Origin of the sequence: Paraglaciecola sp. (assembly GCF_039943935.1) — a bacterium.
In the GTDB taxonomy this organism is placed as follows: Bacteria; Pseudomonadota; Gammaproteobacteria; order Enterobacterales; family Alteromonadaceae; genus Paraglaciecola.
The window spans coordinates 17,869-37,456 of the sequence record NZ_JBDUZQ010000001.1 but is presented as its reverse complement, the minus strand read 5'-3'; the positions used below and the strand labels follow the sequence as shown (position 1 = coordinate 37,456).

Sequence of the window (19,588 nt, the reverse complement as noted above, 5' to 3'; positions counted from 1 at the left end):
ACCATTGTTAGCAAAAAACACCAATATGTTAAATTTGACAGAGCCAAAATAAACATCTTGGTGACAACATTAACAATAAAACCTCAAGGTGATTAATTAAAACCTAAAAATGATAAAAATATTGCAATTAATCAAATCATTACATGGAGTATATGTCAGTAATCGAATATAATTTAGCCTTTGAAACCGTGCCGGCTTCGCCTTAGAAAATTGTTTTACCAATTTAGTAATTGTTTTACCGATTCATATAATGCTGTGCCTGCCTGTACCCTGGGAAAACTTGATGACAACCCCATCTGAAATTACATTTAGAGATTTAAACCTACCCGAAGAATTACTGCAAGCACTGGAAAAAGTCGGCTATGAAAAACCTACACCTATCCAAGCCGAAAGTATTCCAATTATATTAGACGGCCATGACTTGTTAGGTACTGCCCAAACTGGTACCGGTAAAACTGCAGCCTTTGCTTTACCGATGCTTGCAAATGTTGATGCAAATGACAAGAATACTCAATTGTTGGTACTAGCACCAACACGTGAATTGGCTATTCAAGTTGCAGAAGCTTTTCAAGTATATGCAAGCTTTTCTAAGAAAATTAACGTGCTACCTATTTATGGTGGTTCTTCTTATGACAACCAAATCCGTCAACTAAGACGTGGAGCCCAAGTTGTTGTTGGTACACCTGGACGTGTCATTGACCACATTAAGAAAGGCACGCTTAAACTTGATAACTTAAAATTCTTAGTACTAGATGAAGCCGACGAAATGTTACGCATGGGCTTTATTGACGACGTAGAGTGGATTTTGAGCCATGCGCCGGAAGAACGTCAAACTGCTTTATTCTCAGCAACTATGCCTGACGCTATTCGTAAAATAACTAAACGTTACTTGAACGATCCTAAGCAAGTAAAAATTGCAGCTAAAGCCGCAACAGCAAGCACTATTCGTCAACGCTATTGTCAAGTAGCGGGCCATCATAAAATGGAAGCCTTAACGCGTATAATGGAAGTTGAAAGCTTTGATGCAGCAATAATCTTTGTGCGTACTAAAACGGCTACTATGGAATTAGCTGAAAAATTATCAGCTAGAGGTTATGCCGTTGAGCCATTAAATGGCGACATTCCTCAAAACTCTCGTGAAAGAACAGTTGACCGCCTAAAGAAAGGCAAAATCGACATATTGGTTGCAACCGATGTTGTAGCCCGTGGATTAGACGTAGAACGTGTCAGTCATGTAATCAACTATGACGTACCTTATGATACAGAGTCTTATGTCCACCGTATCGGTCGTACTGGTCGTGCTGGCCGTCAAGGTGATGCAATATTATTTATCTCTCATCGTGAAAAGCGTATGTTATTTTCAATCGAGAGAGCGACTAAGCAATCAATCGATGCGATGACAATTCCATCTATTTCACAGCTAAACGAAACTCGTTTATCTCGCTTTAAAAACAGTGTAATTGAAGCTATGAGTGACTCATCCATTGAAACATTAATTCCAATTGTTGAATCAATTCAAGAGCAAACAGAAGCGGCTCCAGAAGTGGTTATGGCAGCCCTAGCTAAAATTGCGCAAGGTGACGAGCCACTTATTCTTAAAGAAAGTGACCGCCCTGATTTGAATGCACGTCCACCTAGAAATGACCGCAATGACCGAAACGACCGTGGTGGCCGCAACGACCGTGGCGGCCGTGGCGGTGATCGTCCACCAAGACGTGAACGCAAATCTGGTCCACCTAGTGAAGGTATGCAACGTTACCGCATCGATGTTGGTCATACCCATGGTGTTAAACCTGGCAACATAGTTGGTGCCATTGCAAATGAAGCCAACATTAGCAGTAAAAATATTGGTTCTATCGAAATTTATGATAATTTCAGCACCGTAGATTTACCTAAAAACATGCCTAAAAATACTCAAGACGTATTGCAAAAAACCCGTGTTGCTGGCCGCAGCCTTGGTATGCGTGAATGGTCAGATCAACCACCAAAGAAACGTGGCAATCCAGCCAACCGTGATTAATCACTACACTTACTAAAAAGGGGCTTATTAGCCCCTTTTTTTATTTCCGCACACTTATAAAAAACAAAAACTAATAACCTAATGGAATATTAATTCCAATTAAATTGGTTTGCACTTTAAGGTATTCAAGGCAAACTAATCGGCAGAATGTCACGAGTGCTCAGATATGAAATATTTCCCCATTTTTTTAGATACCCAAGATTTAACCTGTTTGGTCGTAGGCGCTGGTGAAGTAGCCGCTCGTAAAATTGAGTTGTTACTTAAAACTTCAGCCAAAATTACAGTAGTTGCTCCATGGGTATGTGACACAGTAAAACGATATGCAACAGAGGGAAGAGTCCATTTAATCGAACGTGTTTTTGAATCTGATGATCTTAACGACAAACAAATGGTGTTTGTTGCTACTGACGATAGCCGAATAAACAAAAGCATTCATGATGAAGCTCGAACCCTAAAAATTCTTGTTAACGTGGTAGATAACACCCCACTGTGTCAATTTATCACTCCATCAATCGTTGACCGCTCTCCTATTATCATCGCCATGAGTAGTGGCGGTGTAGCTCCGGTTTTATTGCGTTACATGCGGCAAAAACTCGAATCATTAATTCCACAAAAAATTAGTTTATTAGGCCAATTTTCAGAAAAGTTTAGAGAGTTAGTAAAACAAAAATTGCAAACAGTTACTGAACGGCGTTATTTTTGGGAAGACGTGCTAGATGGCGATATTGCCGAAAATGTCATGCAGGGTAATAACCAACTCGCAGAACAAAAATTTTTAGAAAAATTAAATAGTGATGATGCAAGCCAAACTCAAGGTGAAGTGTACTTAGTAGGAGCTGGGCCAGGAGACCCTGATTTACTGACATTTCGAGCTTTACGTTTAATGCAGAAAGCCGACGTTGTGGTTTACGACAGATTAGTTTCTGCTGAAATATTAGAATTAGTTAGGCGCGATGCAGAAAAGATTTATGTGGGTAAAGCCAAGAGTAAACATTCGGTACCTCAGGATGAAATAAATGAACTGCTTGCCAAACAAGCTTTAGCAGGGAATCGTGTGGTTAGACTAAAAGGAGGTGACCCTTTTATCTTTGGCCGAGGTGGTGAAGAACTCGAAACCTTAATAGAGCATGGCGTGAGCTTTCAAGTTGTACCAGGAATTACTGCGGCAAATGGAGCAGCTAGTTATGCTGGTATCCCGCTAACTCATAGAGATCATGCGAAGTCGGTAGTATTTGCAACAGGTCATTTGCGAGATAACAGCATCAATTTAAACTGGCAAGGTTTAGCGCAACCCGATCAAACCATAGTCTTTTATATGGGGTTAACAGGGCTACCTATTATTTGCGAGCAACTTGTTAAACACGGTATGTCGGCAAAAACACCAATTGCTATGGTGCAATCAGCCACTACAGAGCAACAAAAAGTGGTAACAGGAACATTCGAAACGATTCAGCAAATTGCAACACAAGCAGATATACAACCACCCGCGTTAATTATTGTGGGCTCGGTGGTTAGCTTGCATGAAAAATTAAACTGGTATAAATAATCGCGCTAAAAGTAACCATATGGCCATTATTTTTAACAAAGCTCTTTAAAAGGTAAAGGTATTCATTTTGCCTAGAGGTTAAGTTTCAAATTATAAAAATCCACTTTTTTGTTTTTGTCCCTCAGTAACTAGGTTAATCTAATTGAGCTATAGGAAATTCAAGGCTGTAAACTTACGAATCCGACTAAAAGCTTTACAAATTAGGATACTTTTCATTTAACTAAGGCAGGGTGCCAGACTATAAAAATAATTAAAAGAGGTCATAAATATGCATAAACAAGACCCCAGTATCGATATTGCAATGCCTGTCAGTAACCCCACAAAATCAATGACATTTAACTACATGGTTTCATTGTCAATTATTGCCTTATTATCGATATTTGTGCACTTCATGCTAGATAAAATTATTTATGCACAATCTGACTCAGCCAAAATTGTTAACCTAAGTGGGCAACAGCGAATGCTATCGCAAAGGGCTAGTTTGTTTACGATGGAATATCTGTCTACCGGGCACCAAGAGAGTAAAGAGGAAGCAAAGAAAGCGCTGAATAAGCTCAATAATAACCACTATACCCTAACAACTCAGCACCTAATTTCACAAGAAATTCGAGATTTATATTTTTCACAGCCACATGATACCGACAACCAAGTTAGAGAGTTTACACACCTCATTAGCCAGGCACTCGAAACTCCCTCCAAACATATTGAAGAAAAGTTAGTACAAGTAAACTTAGCCTTTATGGAAATGGCAAAAAACCAATTTCTAAAAAATCTAGACTTGATAGTGCATCAGTACGAAAACGAGAGTGTTGAAAGAATAAATAAATTAAGGTTAGCCCAACAAATTGTGTCGGTTATCATATTACTTACGCTTTTACTGGAAGCCTTGTTTATTTTTCGACCTATGGTCAATAAAGTAAGAGGTTTTGCAGACAACCTGCAACAAGAAGCAAACTACGATCACTTAACGGGTTTACTTAATCGTCGCTCATTCACAATTTTAATTGATCAAGCATTGGCATTAAGTAAACGACATCATTATGAATTAGGGGTGCTAAGCTTCGACATTGACCATTTCAAATCCATAAACGACACCTATGGTCATGACGTGGGAGATAAAGTAATTAAACATATCAGCAGCATCCTAAAAAGTCATACTAGAGCTTCAGACTGCGCGGCTAGATTTGGTGGTGAGGAATTTGTCATTCTGTTACCACAAACAAAACAAGAAGACTGTTTTAATCTAGCCAACAAAATACGAGAGACCATAGAAAAAACGCCCTTAACGCTAAACGGTTTAATAATAGAAATAACAGCAAGTGGCGGAGTCAGTGGATATAGAAAGGATGATAACAACGCAGGCGATATGCTAAAGAGAGCCGATGAAGGTATGTATCAAGCTAAAAGTGAAGGTCGAAATCAAGTGTTTTATGGTTAACACACGCCTCCTCGATTGAGCTTAGTCACTCAACAACTGGAGGCGGTATTGAGTGCATTCTCTAAAATTATAATTGGCCTTTGATTATTACCATTAAAGCAAGATTGGGAGTATGTAAGAGAATTAAAGCAACTGGAGAAGTGTAACAAATATGGGGTAACGTCTTGAATATTCAAAGTAATAGCAAGTAAGTACGGTAAATCACTATCTAATTTAAATTGTTTTGCAATATAGCTTATATATTAACAGATTTTTACAATTCGAACTTACCTCAGATTCAAACCTAAGTTAATATAAGTTAACAATAAAAAGGAAGAGAGGTGGGCGTTAATGAGAAATAAATGGTTCAAAAGGATATTACCCTTAATAGTACTCATAATCGGTTACGGTGGAATGGGCGTTATTAAAGCATCTGGTAATGATGACGAAGAACAAGATCCCATTGATACACGCCCTACGGTCAAAGTTGAAACAGCGGTTGCTGAAGACTATCAAGTCAACATCACAAGCTATGGTGAAGTGACCCCCCTTGAAAGCACTATGATTTCATCTCAAGTTTCAGGTGAAGTTATAAGCTGGCACCCTAGTTTTGTTGCTGGAGGTTTGGTGTTGAATGGCAGCATTCTTTTCAGCGTTGAAAAAGGCACCTATGAAGCTGCTTTGTTACAAGCAGAATCTGATTTAACAGTCGCAAAAGCAAATTTAATTGAAGAGCAAGCCCGAGCTGATGTCGCCAAACAAGAAGCAAAGGGTAATAAAGTCTCTGACCTGTATTTGAGAAAACCACAGCTTCTAAGCGCACAGGCATCAGTAAAATCAGCACAAGCCCGTCTAAAAATCGCCCAAAGAGACTTAGATAACTGTGATATTAAAGCGCCATATGATGCACTAGTAATCTCTCGCACTTTAGGTAGTGGCCAGTATGTTAATCAAGGCTCTCAAGTGGGAGAGCTCTACAACATTGAAACTGCAGAAATATCTTTTCCAATTGCTGGTTTTGACCAAGAGTTTTTACCTTCAAGTATCTCCCAAAAAACTGCATTAGTGAGTACCAAAGGATACTCAGCTATCACTCGAGAAGGAACGATAGCCAGAGATTTAGGAATAATTGATCAACAAACACGCATGAGCCAATTAGTAGTAAGAGTTGAAGACCCCTACAGTTTAAAGTCTGATCTCCCTCCTCTTAAATTCGGTAGCTACGTTGAGGTAAGCTTTGCAGGTAAAACACTTAGCCAAGTTTACAAATTGCCCCAAAGCTTAGTAAATAACCGTATCATTTGGGTGCTTGACGAAGAGTTACAAATGCAACCAAAACGAGTGGCGATTATTCGAGAAGAGGGCGAGTACTTGCTAGTTAGTGAAGGGATAAAAAATCAAGACACTCTTATAATGACACTGCCGGAGTACCCTCAAAAAGGCATGAAAGTAAAAATTGCTGAACCGAAGAAAGAATTAGCTCTACAGCAATCACAATAGGGGGCGAGTCATGTCTATAGAACATTCAAACAACCAAAAATTGACCTCAGAGTCGCCTTTGCCGAAGCAAACTGGATTAATTGCTTACTTCGCTAACAACCCTGTTGCTGCAAACCTCATGATGGTGTTCATCGTTATTATGGGGCTTTTTAGTTATTTCACTATTCAAAGACAAATGTTTCCCAATATTGAAATTAACTATATCAATATTAGCGCTGTATACCGAGGAGCTTCGCCTCAAGAAATAGAACAGAGTATATTAATCAAAATTGAAGAATCGTTAAAAGACATCACCGAAATTAAAAAGGCCACTTCCCGAGCATTTCGCGGTTCTGGAAGCATCACCCTAGAAATCCAAAAAGATAAAGAGCTCACAGAAGTACTAGATAAAGTAAAAGCCAGAGTCGACAGCATTGCCACATTCCCAGCTGAAATGGAGCCCCCAAACATTTCACAAATTGAGTTTAAGCAAGATGTTATTGAAATGTCATTAGTTGGTGATATCCCCATTACCGAACTAAAACCAATTGCCAAGCAAGTTGAAGATGAACTTTTACAACTAAATAACGTGTCATTAGTTCAACTTGATACGCCTGAAGACGAAATTGCTATTGAGATTAACCCTGAAACCTTGCGTAAATATAACTTAACCATAGCTAATATCACGCAAGCCATTAGAGGTTACTCAGCCAACATTTCAGCGGGCCAGTTACGTACCGATGCTGGAATTATTGCTGTTCGAGTTGAAAACCAATTATACGATGGCCACGAATTTAGGCGGATTCCAGTCAAAATTGGTGTTAACGGTGCAAAAGTATTACTCGAAGATGTTGCCACAATTAAAGACGGCTTTGTAGAAGGAGAGCGATATTTTAAATTTTCTGGCCAAAATGCGATATACCTCTCAGTCAAAGCAACAAAAGACCAAAATACCGTCCCTGTAGCAGAAACCGTTAAGCAATATATTGAAGAGCGCAACAAGACCTTACCTCAAGGGATTCAGATAAAGACACTAGTAGATTTCACATATTATTTGAATGCACGGCTAGACATGATGCTTAAAAATCTATTTCAAGGCTCTTTATTGGTCGCGTTAATGTTAACAATATTCTTACGCTTTAGATTAGCATTTTGGGTCATGGTTGGCTTACCCGTATGTTTCTTAGGTGCAATGATGATGATGCCGGTGTTTGGTATTACGATTAATATTATGTCGCTATTTGCTTTTATCATGGTCCTCGGAATAGTGGTAGATGATGCCATAGTAATTGGAGAAAGCGCCTACTCCGAAATAGAGCAAAAAGGGGGAGGAGTCGAAAGCGTGGTTCGCGGAGCTAAGCGTGTCGCAACGCCCGCAACATTTGGAGTTTTAACGACAATAGCCATTTTTGCACCAACGTTATTTTCTAGTGGCCCAGAGAGCGCATTTTTTATCAATATATCGACAGTCGTTATCTTATGTTTGATATTTAGTTTAATAGAATCGAAATGGATTTTACCTGCGCATTTGGCACATATGAAGTTTTCTCCAATAAAAGAAACAAGCTGGAGAGCTAAGTTTAATAAAGGTTTTTTTGGATTTGTTAATGGTCCCTATAAACGTTTTATAGAAAATTGCATTCAATGGCGCTGGTTAGCCTTTGCCATTTTTGTAGCAGTGTTAATGTTAAGTGCAGGCTTAATACAAGGTAATTATGTCAGGATGGTACCGACTCCCAAAGTACCTCATGACTTTCCTAGTATTAATATTGAAATGAACGAAAACGTATCAGATCTGGCCACTATTGATGCATTAAAGACCATTGAGTCAACACTCTTAGACGTAGATTCCGCCATTATAGATGAGCATGGTAGTCCTATGATGAAAGACATAATGGTGTTCAACGAAAATCGCACTAAAGGGCGCATAATAGTCCCCCTCGTTGATGAAAGTGAACGTCATTTCGATGCCTTTGAGCTAGCCAGAATGTGGCGTGAGGCTATGCCTACCATTCCTGGCGTAAAATCGCTTACTATTTACGACGATATCAATAGTGGCGGAAATGAAGGTGGTGAATTTGGCTTTATGTTATTTGGTGCAGATGTAGCGCTTCTTAATGCCGCAGGTCGAGAATTTATCGCCATGCTGCAACAGCAAGAAGGCTTGTTCGATATCAGTTCGAGCATAGACCCAGCCAGTAAAGAAATTCAAATTGACTTATTACCAGTTGGCTATGATTTGGGACTGAATCTAGCGGATGTTGCTACGCAAGTTGGTGCCAGTTTCTTTGGTGGTGAAGCTCAAAGAGTTATCAGAGGTGATGAAGAAGTACGAGTAATGGTTAGATACCCAGCCTTAACTCGGGAGCGTTTTGCCGAATTGAAATATACGGTAATTACTACACCACAAGGCCGAGAAGTTATGTTAGGTGATGTTGCAACATTAACAGAGAAGCCTGGTATTAATTATATCCGTCGTGAAGGCGGTTATCGAAGCGTCTATATATTTGGTTCTATCGATGAGGAACTAGTAGAGCCTAACGAAGTGATTAGTGAAGTAGAAGACAAACTGATACCGCAACTTAAATCAAACTTTCCAGGGGTTAAATCTGAGTTAGGTGGTAGCATAGAAGAACAACAGGCCCAAGAGTATCAACAAATGACATTCTTCATAGCTGGCTTACTAATGATATACATCTTGCTTGCCATACCTTTAAAAAGCTACGGACAGCCACTGATTATAATGTCGGTTATCCCTTTTAGCTTGACCGGCGCTATTTGGGGCCACTTCTTCTTTGGCCTAGATTTAAGTTTAATGTCACTCTTCGGCATCATAGCCGCATCAGGCGTAGTTATTAACGATAGCTTAGTTATGACAGATTTCGTTAACCAAAGGCGCAAACAAGGTTACAGTATAAAAACCGCTGTAACAGAAGGTGGCTGTGCTAGATTTAGGGCGATCACCTTAACATCTATTACCACCTTTGCAGGTGTTTTACCTATAATGTTTGAAACCAGTTTACAGGCCAAATTTGTCATTCCTATGGCGGTATCTCTAGGGTTTGCAGTATTATATGCAACAATGGTTACCCTAATTTTGGTGCCTTGCTTATATATGATTTTAGAAGATTTGAAAGCAGGTTTTGTATTTATTGGGCGCATGATCAGTGGTAAAAATAGAAAATCACCCAAAGGTGAAATATCAGTCTCCAATTGACACACAAACAGTAAGTGAACCTAAAAGTTAAAAAAGCGCCTGTGGCGCTTTTTTATCTTTGAAGTCTGCTGAAATAATATTCAAAGCGCTTTGATAATCACATTGCTCTCACCTAAGACGGCTCTGCAAAAGTGAAGATGTCAGTTTAGGAAGTAGTATTTATTACAATGTTACCCGCTGTAATGTTGATTAACTCAGATTTACACATTTCAAGCTCAGACGTGGCCACTGCCAAACTAACTACCACTCGATGTTCATAAGTAGATACAATATCTTTTATGTCGTAACGCTCAAGTAGGCGAGAGATTCCGCCGTCATTGGCGTAGTCAAAGGTTAATGTCAGTATGGTGCGATCTACTTTTGTAATAGTAGGTAAATCTTTTAAGACTAAAGATACGGCATCAGAATAGGCACGCTGTAAACCTCCAGTACCTAGCTTAGTGCCACCAAAGTAACGCACTACCGCCACAGCAGTATCGCCTAAGCCACTATACTCCAATACTTTTAACATTGGCATGCCCGCTGTGCCGCTGGGCTCACCGTCATCACTCATAGACCTGATAGTTGTATCGGGAGCACCAGCAATATAGGCCCAACAAACATGATTTGCTTGAGGGTGTTGTTCTCGTAACCCCTTGATAAAAGCTTCAGCACTAGCGCGATTTACAGTATTGGCAGCAAAGATTAAAAACTTACTACGCTTTACTTCTAATTCAACTTGCCACTCATGAGCTGGGACTCGATAACTAGCAATACTCATCAATCAGGCCCACATCACTAATACAGCTGCCGCAGCAATAAGCAACAGCCCTACAACTTCATGTCTAGCAACCTTATTTTTAAGCCAAAACATAGCAACCAACATAGTAAACAAAACTTCTATTTGCCCCAAGGTTTTTACATAGGCAACATGATGAAGTGCCATAGCACTAAACCAACAGATTGACCCCAAACAACTCGTTGCACTGGTAGCCAGTGTTTTGCCTGAATTGTTTTTTAGCGCAATGAAAATAGACCTGTCTTTCATGGCGATATAACTGCTCATTAGCAGAGTTTGAATACATAATACCCACAACAAAACCCACGCTGCACTATGGGGAAACGGTACATTTAATATATGACTTGCTTCGCGAACAAACAAAGAGGTTAAGGCAAAACAAGTACCACAAGCTAAACCAATACCTATGGTTTTAAGGCTAAGCCCACCTTTTTTTCCTCCGCCAGACAATACAAAAACTGCCGCGCCACCCACCAAAATCCCAAGCCAACCAAAAAGGCTCAATTGGCTCCCAAAAAATAACGTGCCTAATACACCCGCCACTAACGCTTCGCTTTTTGCCAAGCCTGCGCCAACAGCAAAGTTTTTTTGTTTAAACAAAATGACCATGAAAGACGTGGCTGCAATTTGTAGCAAAGACGCAGCAAATACAATCAAGATAAATGCTTGATTAAAGGTAGGGATGATTTGATCTGATACAGAATAAAGGATTAACAAGTAAACCAGTGCAATTGGGGGAGCAAATAAAAACCGAGCTAAGGTCACACCTGATGTACTGACACTAGCACTAAGTTGACTTTGCAATGCATTACGAAACGTCTGCATTACAACAGCACCTAATGTAAAGAAGACCCAAGTCACCTTTTCACCTTAATTAATTAGAAAAGGTGATATTACCCTACATCATCACTAAACATTATGAATGCTTTAGAATTATTCTCAGTCATATATAAAAGAATTACTGGGTTAATATTGGGTATTAAAAGGTCGAACATCCTAGCTCTTTCTTTTCATCACCATTAATAACCTACCCCATGTAAGAGGGGTTTAGATTATGATGGCTAGCTATAGCGCTATTTATAAAACTTTATGAAAATCTGCAACCTTACTGGCCTGTATTTACGAACATATATTTTTGTCTACTTTGCGTCTTTATGCACTCTAAATTGGCGTAACCTCACTATTGTAGTGCGCAACAGCAAACCTAATGTATCAAATATTACCGCAATTACACAGCAAGTAAGCATGTCTTGATATAATGGTGAGTGGCATTTTTCTTGCACTCTATCCCTCCATATAACTGAGGTAAAATATTGATGAACGCAATGCCATCACCCAGCTTTGAAGACTGGAAAGCCGATGTTTGCGACAGCTTCTGCAAGATGGATGTTGTTCGCACCGGCCCAGTAAAGCAGCCATTTATTGGGGGTTTTGAACATAACGAGTTAAACCATATTCGCCTATGCACGGTGCAGAGCAAGGCAGTCTGCGTTGATACACCTTCAGACGAACAATATACGCACCTATCAGGTAAAGAATATTTAGTAAAATTTCAGCTAAGAGGTAATGGCAGAATTGAGCATCATGGTAGAGTTGCAGAATTAACACCTGGCGATTTTATGGTGTGGTACAACGAAGAACCAATAAAATTTGAATTTAAAAAATTAGTAAAACATGCTGTATTAGTTATTCCTTCCAAGAAAATGCATCAGGTTTGCCCTGATATAGATCAATATCTAGGATTGTTGTTTGATAAGAGCGAAACGACCAATTCGTTATTAAGCCAATACGTTATCAATCTTGCACAAAAAGTCGATACCATATCTCCAGAAATAGTAATTAAGGTTGAACATATTCTATTGGAATTATTAGGTACGGCATTAAGTGCTGTTGAGTTACCAAATGAAAGCGAAACATTAACAACAGCAGCGTCTCACCTTAAATCGATAAAAACGTATATAGTGGCTAATCTTGATAACCCAGATCTGTCACCAGATTACTTAGCAGATAAAGAAAAAATCAGTAAACGATACCTTCATCAATTATTTGTAAATGAAGGTATATCAGTTTCTCGTTTTATTCAGTTACAGAGACTAGAAGCCTGTAAAAAAGCGTTAGCCTCACCCAATATGGAAAACATGTCGATTACTGACATTGCACTTGAATGGTGTTTTGCTGATGTATCTCACTTTCATCGTTGCTTTAAGGCTCAATACAAGGTCACTCCTCGCAAGTATCGCACTACAGCTTTGGCTTGTTAATTACACAAGCCCAAAACCTGAAGAGCCTTAATCCATGTCTGGATCAAATAGTCCCTTCTTCATATATAATTTCACCCACAATGCAGCTATGACACTCACCACCACTAAAATTCCACCGGTAATACTATAAACTAACTTAGTGACTGATGGGTCTGGTGAATTGTTCAAGGCCACATAAATCATCGCAATAATGCCAATAATCTGAGGAATAGGGTAAAAAGGAGTGCGATATTGGCGCTGCATATTGGGTAATCGAATTCGTAATACTAAAACATCTATATGTGCAATGATGTACGCTAGTAGCCAACTAGTCGTCGCAGCAATAACTAATATCAAGAGCGAATCTATCTCAAGAAATATATACGGCATTAAAGTACAAACAGCCAAAAAAACAATAGCGACCCAAGGAGAGCCATACCGATTAATTGCTTTTAACTGGGGAAATGCTTGTTTATTTTCTGCCATACCATGGAGCATTTTAGGCACAGATGTCAGTACGGTGTTTATGGTACTGCAGGTAGCTGTAATTGCGAGTATTGTGGCTATAATCAACCCGATTTTACCAAACACTGCTTGGGTATATGCTAAGTAAGGTAAAGGGGACTGCAACAGTTCTTCACCCGAAAGAAAACGCGTAGAGCCATAAGAAAACATCAGAAAAATAACGAAAATAATAACCAATGAAAGCTGCATTGATAATGGGATATTTCTAGTGGGTGACTTTACCTGATTTATCATCGGACAGATAAACTCAACCCCAACCATCATCCACATTGCTAGCGCGATTAAACCAATAAAGCCACCATTCCATGCACTCGCTAAGCTCCACACCACATTAGATTGTCTTACCCCCTCTTCTGGTAAGCCTCCAGTCACAGCCACTAAACCTACCAGTATAAGCGCACCAATAAGCACAAAAGCCAACACATTTTGTATTTTAGAAAAGACATCTGCACCAATTAAGCTTGTCAAAGTCAGCCCCCCTAGCAACACAATAGGTATAGCCTTATTGTATTCAAAAGATGGTAGCAATTCGTTAAGTATGGCTTCTACCAATAGCATTTCTACAGGTATTGCCAAAATGGCAACAACTACATAACCAGCAAAAACAGCGATGATCGCCGGAAAATGCCCAAGTGCTTTTTGTGTATAAGTAGCCAACGTCCCCTCTTGAGGAAACATTAGCGCTAATTCTGCAAAGCTCATGGCATTGCATTGCGCAATAATGAGAGCACAAAACATTGCTAAAACAAATGCACTACCGCCTATACCTATACCTTGTAAAGCCGATATCATTGCGCCTTGAACTATTACTAGACCAACGCAAATTGCTATCATACTCACTAAGCTAAGCTTGCTATTTTTACTCTCAGAATTATTTAATGCGCCCATTTTATTATTATCTCTGTATTGGCTTATACATTCTATAAACGGGAAAACTTATACGGCCCATTGTTAACTAATGGTGTCGCACCAGTTGCAATATCTGCCGCTAGTTGTCCCGCTGCGGGGCCTGTTCCAAATCCATGCCCAGAAAATCCAGTGGCCAAGGTTAATCCAGGTAAAGTATCGATATTATCAATAATAGGGTTGGAGTCGGGTGTCACATCAATCAGCCCCGCCCATGCCTCATCTATGTTGGCTTGATTAAAGATTGGCCAAGCTTCACGAAGAGCTGCAAGCGCTTCTTGATTTAAACCATCCACAGTAGGGGGGTTATTAATACGAAGCCTTTCAAATGGTGAAGCTGACGTGGCCTGCCAGCGCCTTGCCAAAGCTAAATCTCTAAGAAACTCTTTGCCTAATGACACTCTAAGAAAGCTTCGTTGATGTTTAAGTTGTTCTAAGTATTTGTAACCGATAAGTAAGTGGTCTAATACTAAAGGTGCCTTAAGTGCTCCACGTTGAGTGATAACATAACCGCCACCTTGATGTTTTCTAAATGAAAAATTAGAAGCCCCAACCGCAATATCAGTAGGACCGTCAATGGGTGTCGTTCGCATAACAGAACAAACTAACCCTAAAGTTGGCAAGTTAATTCCCATATTACCAAGGAACCTCCTTGATCCCATTCCACCAGCTAAAATAACCTGCTCACATTTAATTTCACCGGCTTCGGTAATGACCCCATTAACTTTTCCACCAGATGTCATCAAGCAACGGACTGCAGTGTTTTGCAAAATTTTAGCGCCTCGCTGCAATGCAGCTTTAGCAAGCCCAGGTGTAGCTATATGTGGCTCGGCACGGCCGTCACTGGCAGTATAAATCGCTCCTGCCCATTTTTTAGATGAATTAGGAACGCGCTTAGCGATCTCTTCGTTACTGAGCAAAGTAGAATCGAGATTAAGATCGTCAACTGACTTAATCCAATTTTCATAGACTTCCATCTGTTCAGTAGTGTTTGCGAGAAACATAATGCCACTTTGCTTGTAACCAACAGACTGACCGATTCGTTCTGGCATACTTTGCCATAGTTTGTCAGCAGCTTGAGCCAAGGGGACATCTTGGGCATCTCGACTGGTTTTACGGATCCAGCCTAGATTTCTTGAAGACTGTTCACAGGCAATATGGCCCTTTTCTAACAACACTACAGGGATATTTCGTTCCGCCAAGGTTAAGGCTGCAGAAATTCCCACGATACCACCTCCTATAATGACAACTGAGGTCGACTCAGGAAGTTCAGTTGAGGTTTTAATTCTTTCTAATGTTTGAGTCATACATCACCTGCAAAGCAATTATTAAGCTAACTTTAATTCTTGAACATTGGCATTGCTTGCACCTAGATAGGCTTGTACTTCAAGTTCAACTTTATAAACTGAACTTCCAAGAGGTGGACAAGTAACAGTTGTAGCTGGATCAATGCCTCTAAATTTAGTACCTATGTGCTCCATAACTACAGGGACTTGTTGTGGATCTTGAATAAATACCCTAGACACCACTACATCTTCAAGACTAGACCCTGCGGCGTGTAAGGCCCTTTCAATATTTTCAAAAACCTGATCGGTCTGTTCAAAAATATCCTCAGGAATTTCTTTGGTAATCGGATTTCTACCAGCGGTATTAGAGACAAACACCCAGTTGTCGACCACCACTGCTCGGGAATAGCTCGCTACTTCTTCTAATTTAGAGCCTGTTTTTACTTTAATAATTTTTCTCATATTACTGCCGTTATCAATAGAGTTGGAGATGTGAAACTGGATTTCAGCCTCAATTCTAGGGTTCAAAATGACTTACTTAAGCGCTGGTTCGTCCCACAGGTTAAGTGAAACACCAATCCCTTTTTCTAGGGCTGTGCGGTATATGGAGGTAGCCCAAGCAACGTCTTCAATAGGCATCCCTCCTACAGACAGGACAATTATCTCTTCTTCATTTTTACGCGCTGGTGTTGCACCACCTACTATTGCGGCTAGATCTTCAATATCGTTGTCAGTCAATTCACCATCTGCAATCATGTCCATAAATTGCATGCCCACTAAAGGGATCACAGTATGAGATGGCTTGGGCACTTCTTCATACCAAGCTTGGTAAAGCCCCTTACTGTCTTGTACTTTACGCACATCTGCGGCTAAAAAGCCTTCATCAAGGGTACAACTGGCTGGCATAGCGAGAAATGCACCTGGCTTAAGCCACTCTTTTTTAACAATGGGATAGGTATTCGGGTCACCCACCTCACCAGAATTACAATAAGTCACAATATCAGAGCCTCTAACTACAGACTCAATATCATCTACCACTTCCACGTTAGTGATTTGCGGTAATGTGCCTTTAATCCATTCAAGAAAGTCGTCTAAACTTTTTTGGCCGCGACCTTTGATTTTAAGGGTATCAATTTTAGGCCGTGCCGCTACAAATGCTGCAACAGAGGTTTTACCCATTACACCAGGGCCAAGTAATCCAATGACTTTTGCATCTTGACGAGCTAAAAAACGAGCACCCACCCCAGGGATTGCACCTGTACGGTATGCTGAAAGTAAGTTGGCAGACATATAAGCAAGGGGAGCGCCGGTATCTACATCATTCAAAATAAACATCAGAATAGAACGGGGTAACCCTTTTTCACGGTTTGCGATATTAGAGCCATACCATTTCACACCACAAGTTTGAAAGTTACCGCCTAAGTAAGCTGGCATAGCCATAAGTCTGCGGTCAGCAGTTGGCTTAGGCATATTAGGAAAAGGCGACTCATCTGGGAAGGTAATCATCGCACCATGGGAATCATTATTAGACCCTGCCATCCGGTAATCACCCTTATGCAGTAGTACAAACATCTCTTCCATCACATCGACACATTTGGGCATATCAGTCACGCCCGCTTTAATCATGTCGGTTTCAGACAGGTAAATAAAGTCAATTTTTGTATTCTCAGACATGGAGACCTCTATAAGTTATGTTGCTTATACGTTTTAATATGAAAAAATTATGCTGCAAATTACACACTAAAAATCATAATTCACATTCACACCAACCCAACGGGGCTTGGCGTAAAATTGCTGGTTAAAGCCTGCAGCCGAACTAAAGTCGAATGTATACACTCGGTACTCTTCATCCAGTAAATTTTTTGCAAACAAAGACACCTGTAAATCTGGTGTAATTTGATATCCAACTCTTGCGCCTATTACTGTGTAGGCCTCTTCTTTAGATACGTCACTATTGGTGATATCAAAATAATGCTCACCTTGGTGGTTAAAATCTAACTGCATAGTTAATGCGTCTGTGGCTTGCCAGCGGATCAATCCATTAAAGGTGACATTGGGTGCTAATACCATTTCGGTACCCGATATGGTCTCACCTTGAATAGTCAACACCCCTACCTCTGAATCAATTAAACTGGCACCTAAGTTAATATCAATAGATTTGGTGGGCATCCAAACAAGCTCAAGATCCATACCTTTAATAGTACTATCAGTGTTCTCGATAAATTGACTCAAGCCAGAAAATGTTAACGCTTGATAACCTTCATAATCGTAATAGAAAGCCGTAGCGTTAAACCTCACTTTGCCGTCTGCCAAAGTAGTTTTAATACCTAGCTCATAAGAACTGAGGTTCTCTTCATCATAAGGGGTTGATTCAGGTGAAATGCCATCAGTAAGGTCAAGAAAGCCGCCATTAAACCCACCAGATTTAAAACCAAGAGCATAATTAGTAAAAATTAAAATATCGTCAGAAGGGCGGTAATCTAAGCCAATTTTACCAGACACATTGTTGTTACTAATATCGCCTTGATAAGCGAACCAGCTATCAGGAAAGTAGTCTGCATCGTCTTCAGGAAGTGTATTTAAGAAACGTAAAAAGTTAGTAACAGCGCCATCATCAGCTAAAGAATCGGTATCTCGAGTGCCAAAAGCATTAATATAATCAAAATCTCGTTCTTCGGTGGTATATCTCAAGCCAAAAATTAACGTTAAATCACTGGTTAACTCTGTATCTGTATTGAAAAACAAGCCAAATGACTCTGTATTCTGCTCATAATCAATATCGTATGTCACAAAAGGAGTAAGTGTACTTGGGTCACCCGTGACTGGATATGTTTCTAGGGCAGCTAACGCTCCACCAAACGAATCAGCATCAATAAACTCAACCAAGCCTTCAAAGTAACTAATATTTAAATCCATGGCATTATCAGCTTTAGAAGAAAAGTAATACGCACCCACAAGCCAGTTAGTATCTTCCCAAAGACCGCTAAATTGAATTTCTTGGCTAAATTGCTCTAGATCAGCAATAAAAGTAGGCTCGATACCCGCATAAGGACCCATATCGGTATCTTCTTGGTGTATTTTATCTACATATTCAACACCGGTAATTGATTTAAAATCAAAGTTATCTGCCGCCCAATCTATTACCAAGGATACGCCTTTGCTATCAATATCAAGTATACCTTCGCGGTCATAATCCCCAGCAAAGTTATCACCATCAGTATCTGCATAGCCCCAAAAATCAACTACATCACCTGATGCCTCATGTTGGTATTTAGGTGCCACGGTTGACGACTGAGCGCCATGGATATTCAAAAGTGCACTAACTGAGTCTGATAAATCTGCAGATAGTTGTAAGCGAAACGCCTGACTATCTGCTTCATTGGCATCTTTACCGATGCGATTTTCAACGTAACCATCATGATTGTTTGTGGCAACTGATAAGCGCCCCATCACAGTATCTGAAAGGCTACCACTTACCGCACCTTCAAATTTTACTTGGTTATAACTAGCTATAGATAAATCAGCATATCCTTCAAAATCTGCGGTTGGTGCTTTAGATATAAAGTGCACCAAACCACCAGTAGCATTACGTCCATACAAGGTACCTTGTGGACCACGAAGCACCTCAACACGACTTAAGTCAAATAACTGAAACGTTAAACCAGGCATTGCCGACTGATATACATCATCACGATATACAGCCACAGGCCCTTCATTATTATCATTGAAATCATTAAGACCCACGCCACGTAAACTGATTGAAGGGTTGTTACCTTCACCAACAGGTGTACCGATATTCAACCCAGGAGTTTGCGCTGCAATATCAACACTGTCTGTCATATTCAATTCTTTTAGCATGTCCCCTGAAAAAGCAGTCACCGCTACACTTACATCTTGTAAGGCTTGCTCTCTTTTTTGCGAAGTGACCATTATTTTTTCAAATTGGTTCTCTTGGGCGTTAACAGGCATACCCTGTGTAGCAAAAAGACTAGAAATTATCAGTGGTAAAACACGCTTTTTGGTAATCATAAAAATACCTTTATTATTTTTTAGTTTATGAAGCAGTCTTAGAAGTCGACTTGCATTACAACAAAAAGAAAAAAAGATATCTTGCATAGTAGTGAAGGAAAAAATTGACTATCCGTGCAGTACAGTAAAATGAGAAGGCGGGGTG

General features: G+C 39.9%; 13 protein-coding genes. 6 read left to right on the top strand and 7 right to left on the bottom strand.

Annotated elements, in window-relative coordinates:
* Positions 1-283 precede the first annotated feature (283 nt).
* The 5 genes from ABJD71_RS00140 (at position 284) to ABJD71_RS00120 (ending at position 9,679) form a co-directional block, all read left to right on the top strand.
* Positions 284-2,020 carry a DEAD/DEAH box helicase gene (locus ABJD71_RS00140; protein WP_348162722.1) on the top strand — a complete coding sequence of 579 codons (1,737 nt, stop codon included), beginning with the start codon at positions 284-286 and terminating at the stop codon, positions 2,018-2,020.
* A 166-nt stretch (positions 2,021-2,186) separates the two neighbouring features.
* The gene (cysG, locus tag ABJD71_RS00135) at positions 2,187-3,566 is read left to right on the top strand and encodes a siroheme synthase CysG (RefSeq protein ID WP_348162719.1); all 1,380 of its coding nucleotides are present in this window, start codon (positions 2,187-2,189) and stop codon (positions 3,564-3,566) included.
* A gap of 268 nt (positions 3,567-3,834) precedes the next feature.
* The gene (locus tag ABJD71_RS00130; protein ID WP_348162716.1) at positions 3,835-5,004 is read left to right on the top strand and encodes a diguanylate cyclase; all 1,170 of its coding nucleotides are present in this window, start codon (positions 3,835-3,837) and stop codon (positions 5,002-5,004) included.
* A 330-nt stretch (positions 5,005-5,334) separates the two neighbouring features.
* Positions 5,335-6,483: an efflux RND transporter periplasmic adaptor subunit gene (locus ABJD71_RS00125; protein ID WP_348162713.1), complete on the top strand. Its 1,149-nt coding sequence runs from the start codon at positions 5,335-5,337 to the stop codon at positions 6,481-6,483.
* A gap of 10 nt (positions 6,484-6,493) precedes the next feature.
* Positions 6,494-9,679: an efflux RND transporter permease subunit gene (locus ABJD71_RS00120; RefSeq protein WP_348162710.1), complete on the top strand. Its 3,186-nt coding sequence runs from the start codon at positions 6,494-6,496 to the stop codon at positions 9,677-9,679.
* Positions 9,680-9,824: 145 nt separating this feature from the next.
* On the opposite strand, the gene ABJD71_RS00115 is transcribed toward ABJD71_RS00120, so the two are convergent.
* Together ABJD71_RS00115 and ABJD71_RS00110 are read right to left on the bottom strand one after the other, a co-directional pair.
* A complete protein-coding gene (locus ABJD71_RS00115; RefSeq protein ID WP_348162703.1) occupies positions 9,825-10,439 on the bottom strand; it encodes a YigZ family protein in 615 nt (204 codons plus the stop codon).
* 3 nt (positions 10,440-10,442) lie between these two features.
* A complete protein-coding gene (locus tag ABJD71_RS00110) occupies positions 10,443-11,318 on the bottom strand; it encodes an EamA family transporter (protein WP_348162700.1) in 876 nt (291 codons plus the stop codon).
* 455 nt (positions 11,319-11,773) lie between these two features.
* Here ABJD71_RS00110 and ABJD71_RS00105 point away from each other — a divergent pair, with 455 nt between their 5' ends.
* Complete coding sequence (locus ABJD71_RS00105; protein ID WP_348163475.1) at positions 11,774-12,718, top strand: helix-turn-helix domain-containing protein; 945 nt, start codon at positions 11,774-11,776, stop codon at positions 12,716-12,718.
* A 27-nt stretch (positions 12,719-12,745) separates the two neighbouring features.
* Here the strand turns inward: ABJD71_RS00105 and ABJD71_RS00100 are convergent, their stop codons facing one another.
* From ABJD71_RS00100 to ABJD71_RS00080, 5 genes are all read right to left on the bottom strand, one after another.
* Positions 12,746-14,110, bottom strand: a complete 1,365-nt coding sequence (locus tag ABJD71_RS00100) for an APC family permease (RefSeq protein WP_348162697.1) — start codon at positions 14,108-14,110, stop codon at positions 12,746-12,748.
* A 32-nt stretch (positions 14,111-14,142) separates the two neighbouring features.
* A complete protein-coding gene (locus tag ABJD71_RS00095) occupies positions 14,143-15,435 on the bottom strand; it encodes an FAD-binding oxidoreductase (RefSeq protein ID WP_348162694.1) in 1,293 nt (430 codons plus the stop codon).
* Positions 15,436-15,456: 21 nt separating this feature from the next.
* Positions 15,457-15,876 carry a RidA family protein gene (locus ABJD71_RS00090; RefSeq protein ID WP_348162691.1) on the bottom strand — a complete coding sequence of 140 codons (420 nt, stop codon included), beginning with the start codon at positions 15,874-15,876 and terminating at the stop codon, positions 15,457-15,459.
* A gap of 72 nt (positions 15,877-15,948) precedes the next feature.
* Entirely contained in the window at positions 15,949-17,088 is a 1,140-nt protein-coding gene (locus ABJD71_RS00085; RefSeq protein WP_348162688.1) for a tyramine oxidase subunit B, read from the bottom strand.
* A 66-nt stretch (positions 17,089-17,154) separates the two neighbouring features.
* Positions 17,155-19,443, bottom strand: a complete 2,289-nt coding sequence (locus ABJD71_RS00080) for a TonB-dependent receptor (protein WP_348162685.1) — start codon at positions 19,441-19,443, stop codon at positions 17,155-17,157.
* Positions 19,444-19,588 lie beyond the last annotated feature (145 nt).

What these genes read in the sequence shown, in the direction of transcription:
- ABJD71_RS00090 (WP_348162691.1), bottom strand. Translation starts at nt 15,876, where the DNA reads ATGAGAAAAATTATTAAAGTAAAAACAGGCTCTAAATTAGAAGAAGTA.
- ABJD71_RS00100 (WP_348162697.1), bottom strand. Translation starts at nt 14,110, where the DNA reads ATGGGCGCATTAAATAATTCTGAGAGTAAAAATAGCAAGCTTAGCTTA.
- ABJD71_RS00105 (WP_348163475.1), top strand. Translation starts at nt 11,774, where the DNA reads ATGAACGCAATGCCATCACCCAGCTTTGAAGACTGGAAAGCCGATGTT.
- cysG (WP_348162719.1), top strand. Translation starts at nt 2,187, where the DNA reads ATGAAATATTTCCCCATTTTTTTAGATACCCAAGATTTAACCTGTTTG.
- ABJD71_RS00085 (WP_348162688.1), bottom strand. Translation starts at nt 17,088, where the DNA reads ATGTCTGAGAATACAAAAATTGACTTTATTTACCTGTCTGAAACCGAC.
- ABJD71_RS00140 (WP_348162722.1), top strand. Translation starts at nt 284, where the DNA reads ATGACAACCCCATCTGAAATTACATTTAGAGATTTAAACCTACCCGAA.
- ABJD71_RS00095 (WP_348162694.1), bottom strand. Translation starts at nt 15,435, where the DNA reads ATGACTCAAACATTAGAAAGAATTAAAACCTCAACTGAACTTCCTGAG.
- ABJD71_RS00125 (WP_348162713.1), top strand. Translation starts at nt 5,335, where the DNA reads ATGAGAAATAAATGGTTCAAAAGGATATTACCCTTAATAGTACTCATA.
- ABJD71_RS00115 (WP_348162703.1), bottom strand. Translation starts at nt 10,439, where the DNA reads ATGAGTATTGCTAGTTATCGAGTCCCAGCTCATGAGTGGCAAGTTGAA.
- ABJD71_RS00130 (WP_348162716.1), top strand. Translation starts at nt 3,835, where the DNA reads ATGCATAAACAAGACCCCAGTATCGATATTGCAATGCCTGTCAGTAAC.
- ABJD71_RS00080 (WP_348162685.1), bottom strand. Translation starts at nt 19,443, where the DNA reads ATGATTACCAAAAAGCGTGTTTTACCACTGATAATTTCTAGTCTTTTT.
- ABJD71_RS00120 (WP_348162710.1), top strand. Translation starts at nt 6,494, where the DNA reads ATGTCTATAGAACATTCAAACAACCAAAAATTGACCTCAGAGTCGCCT.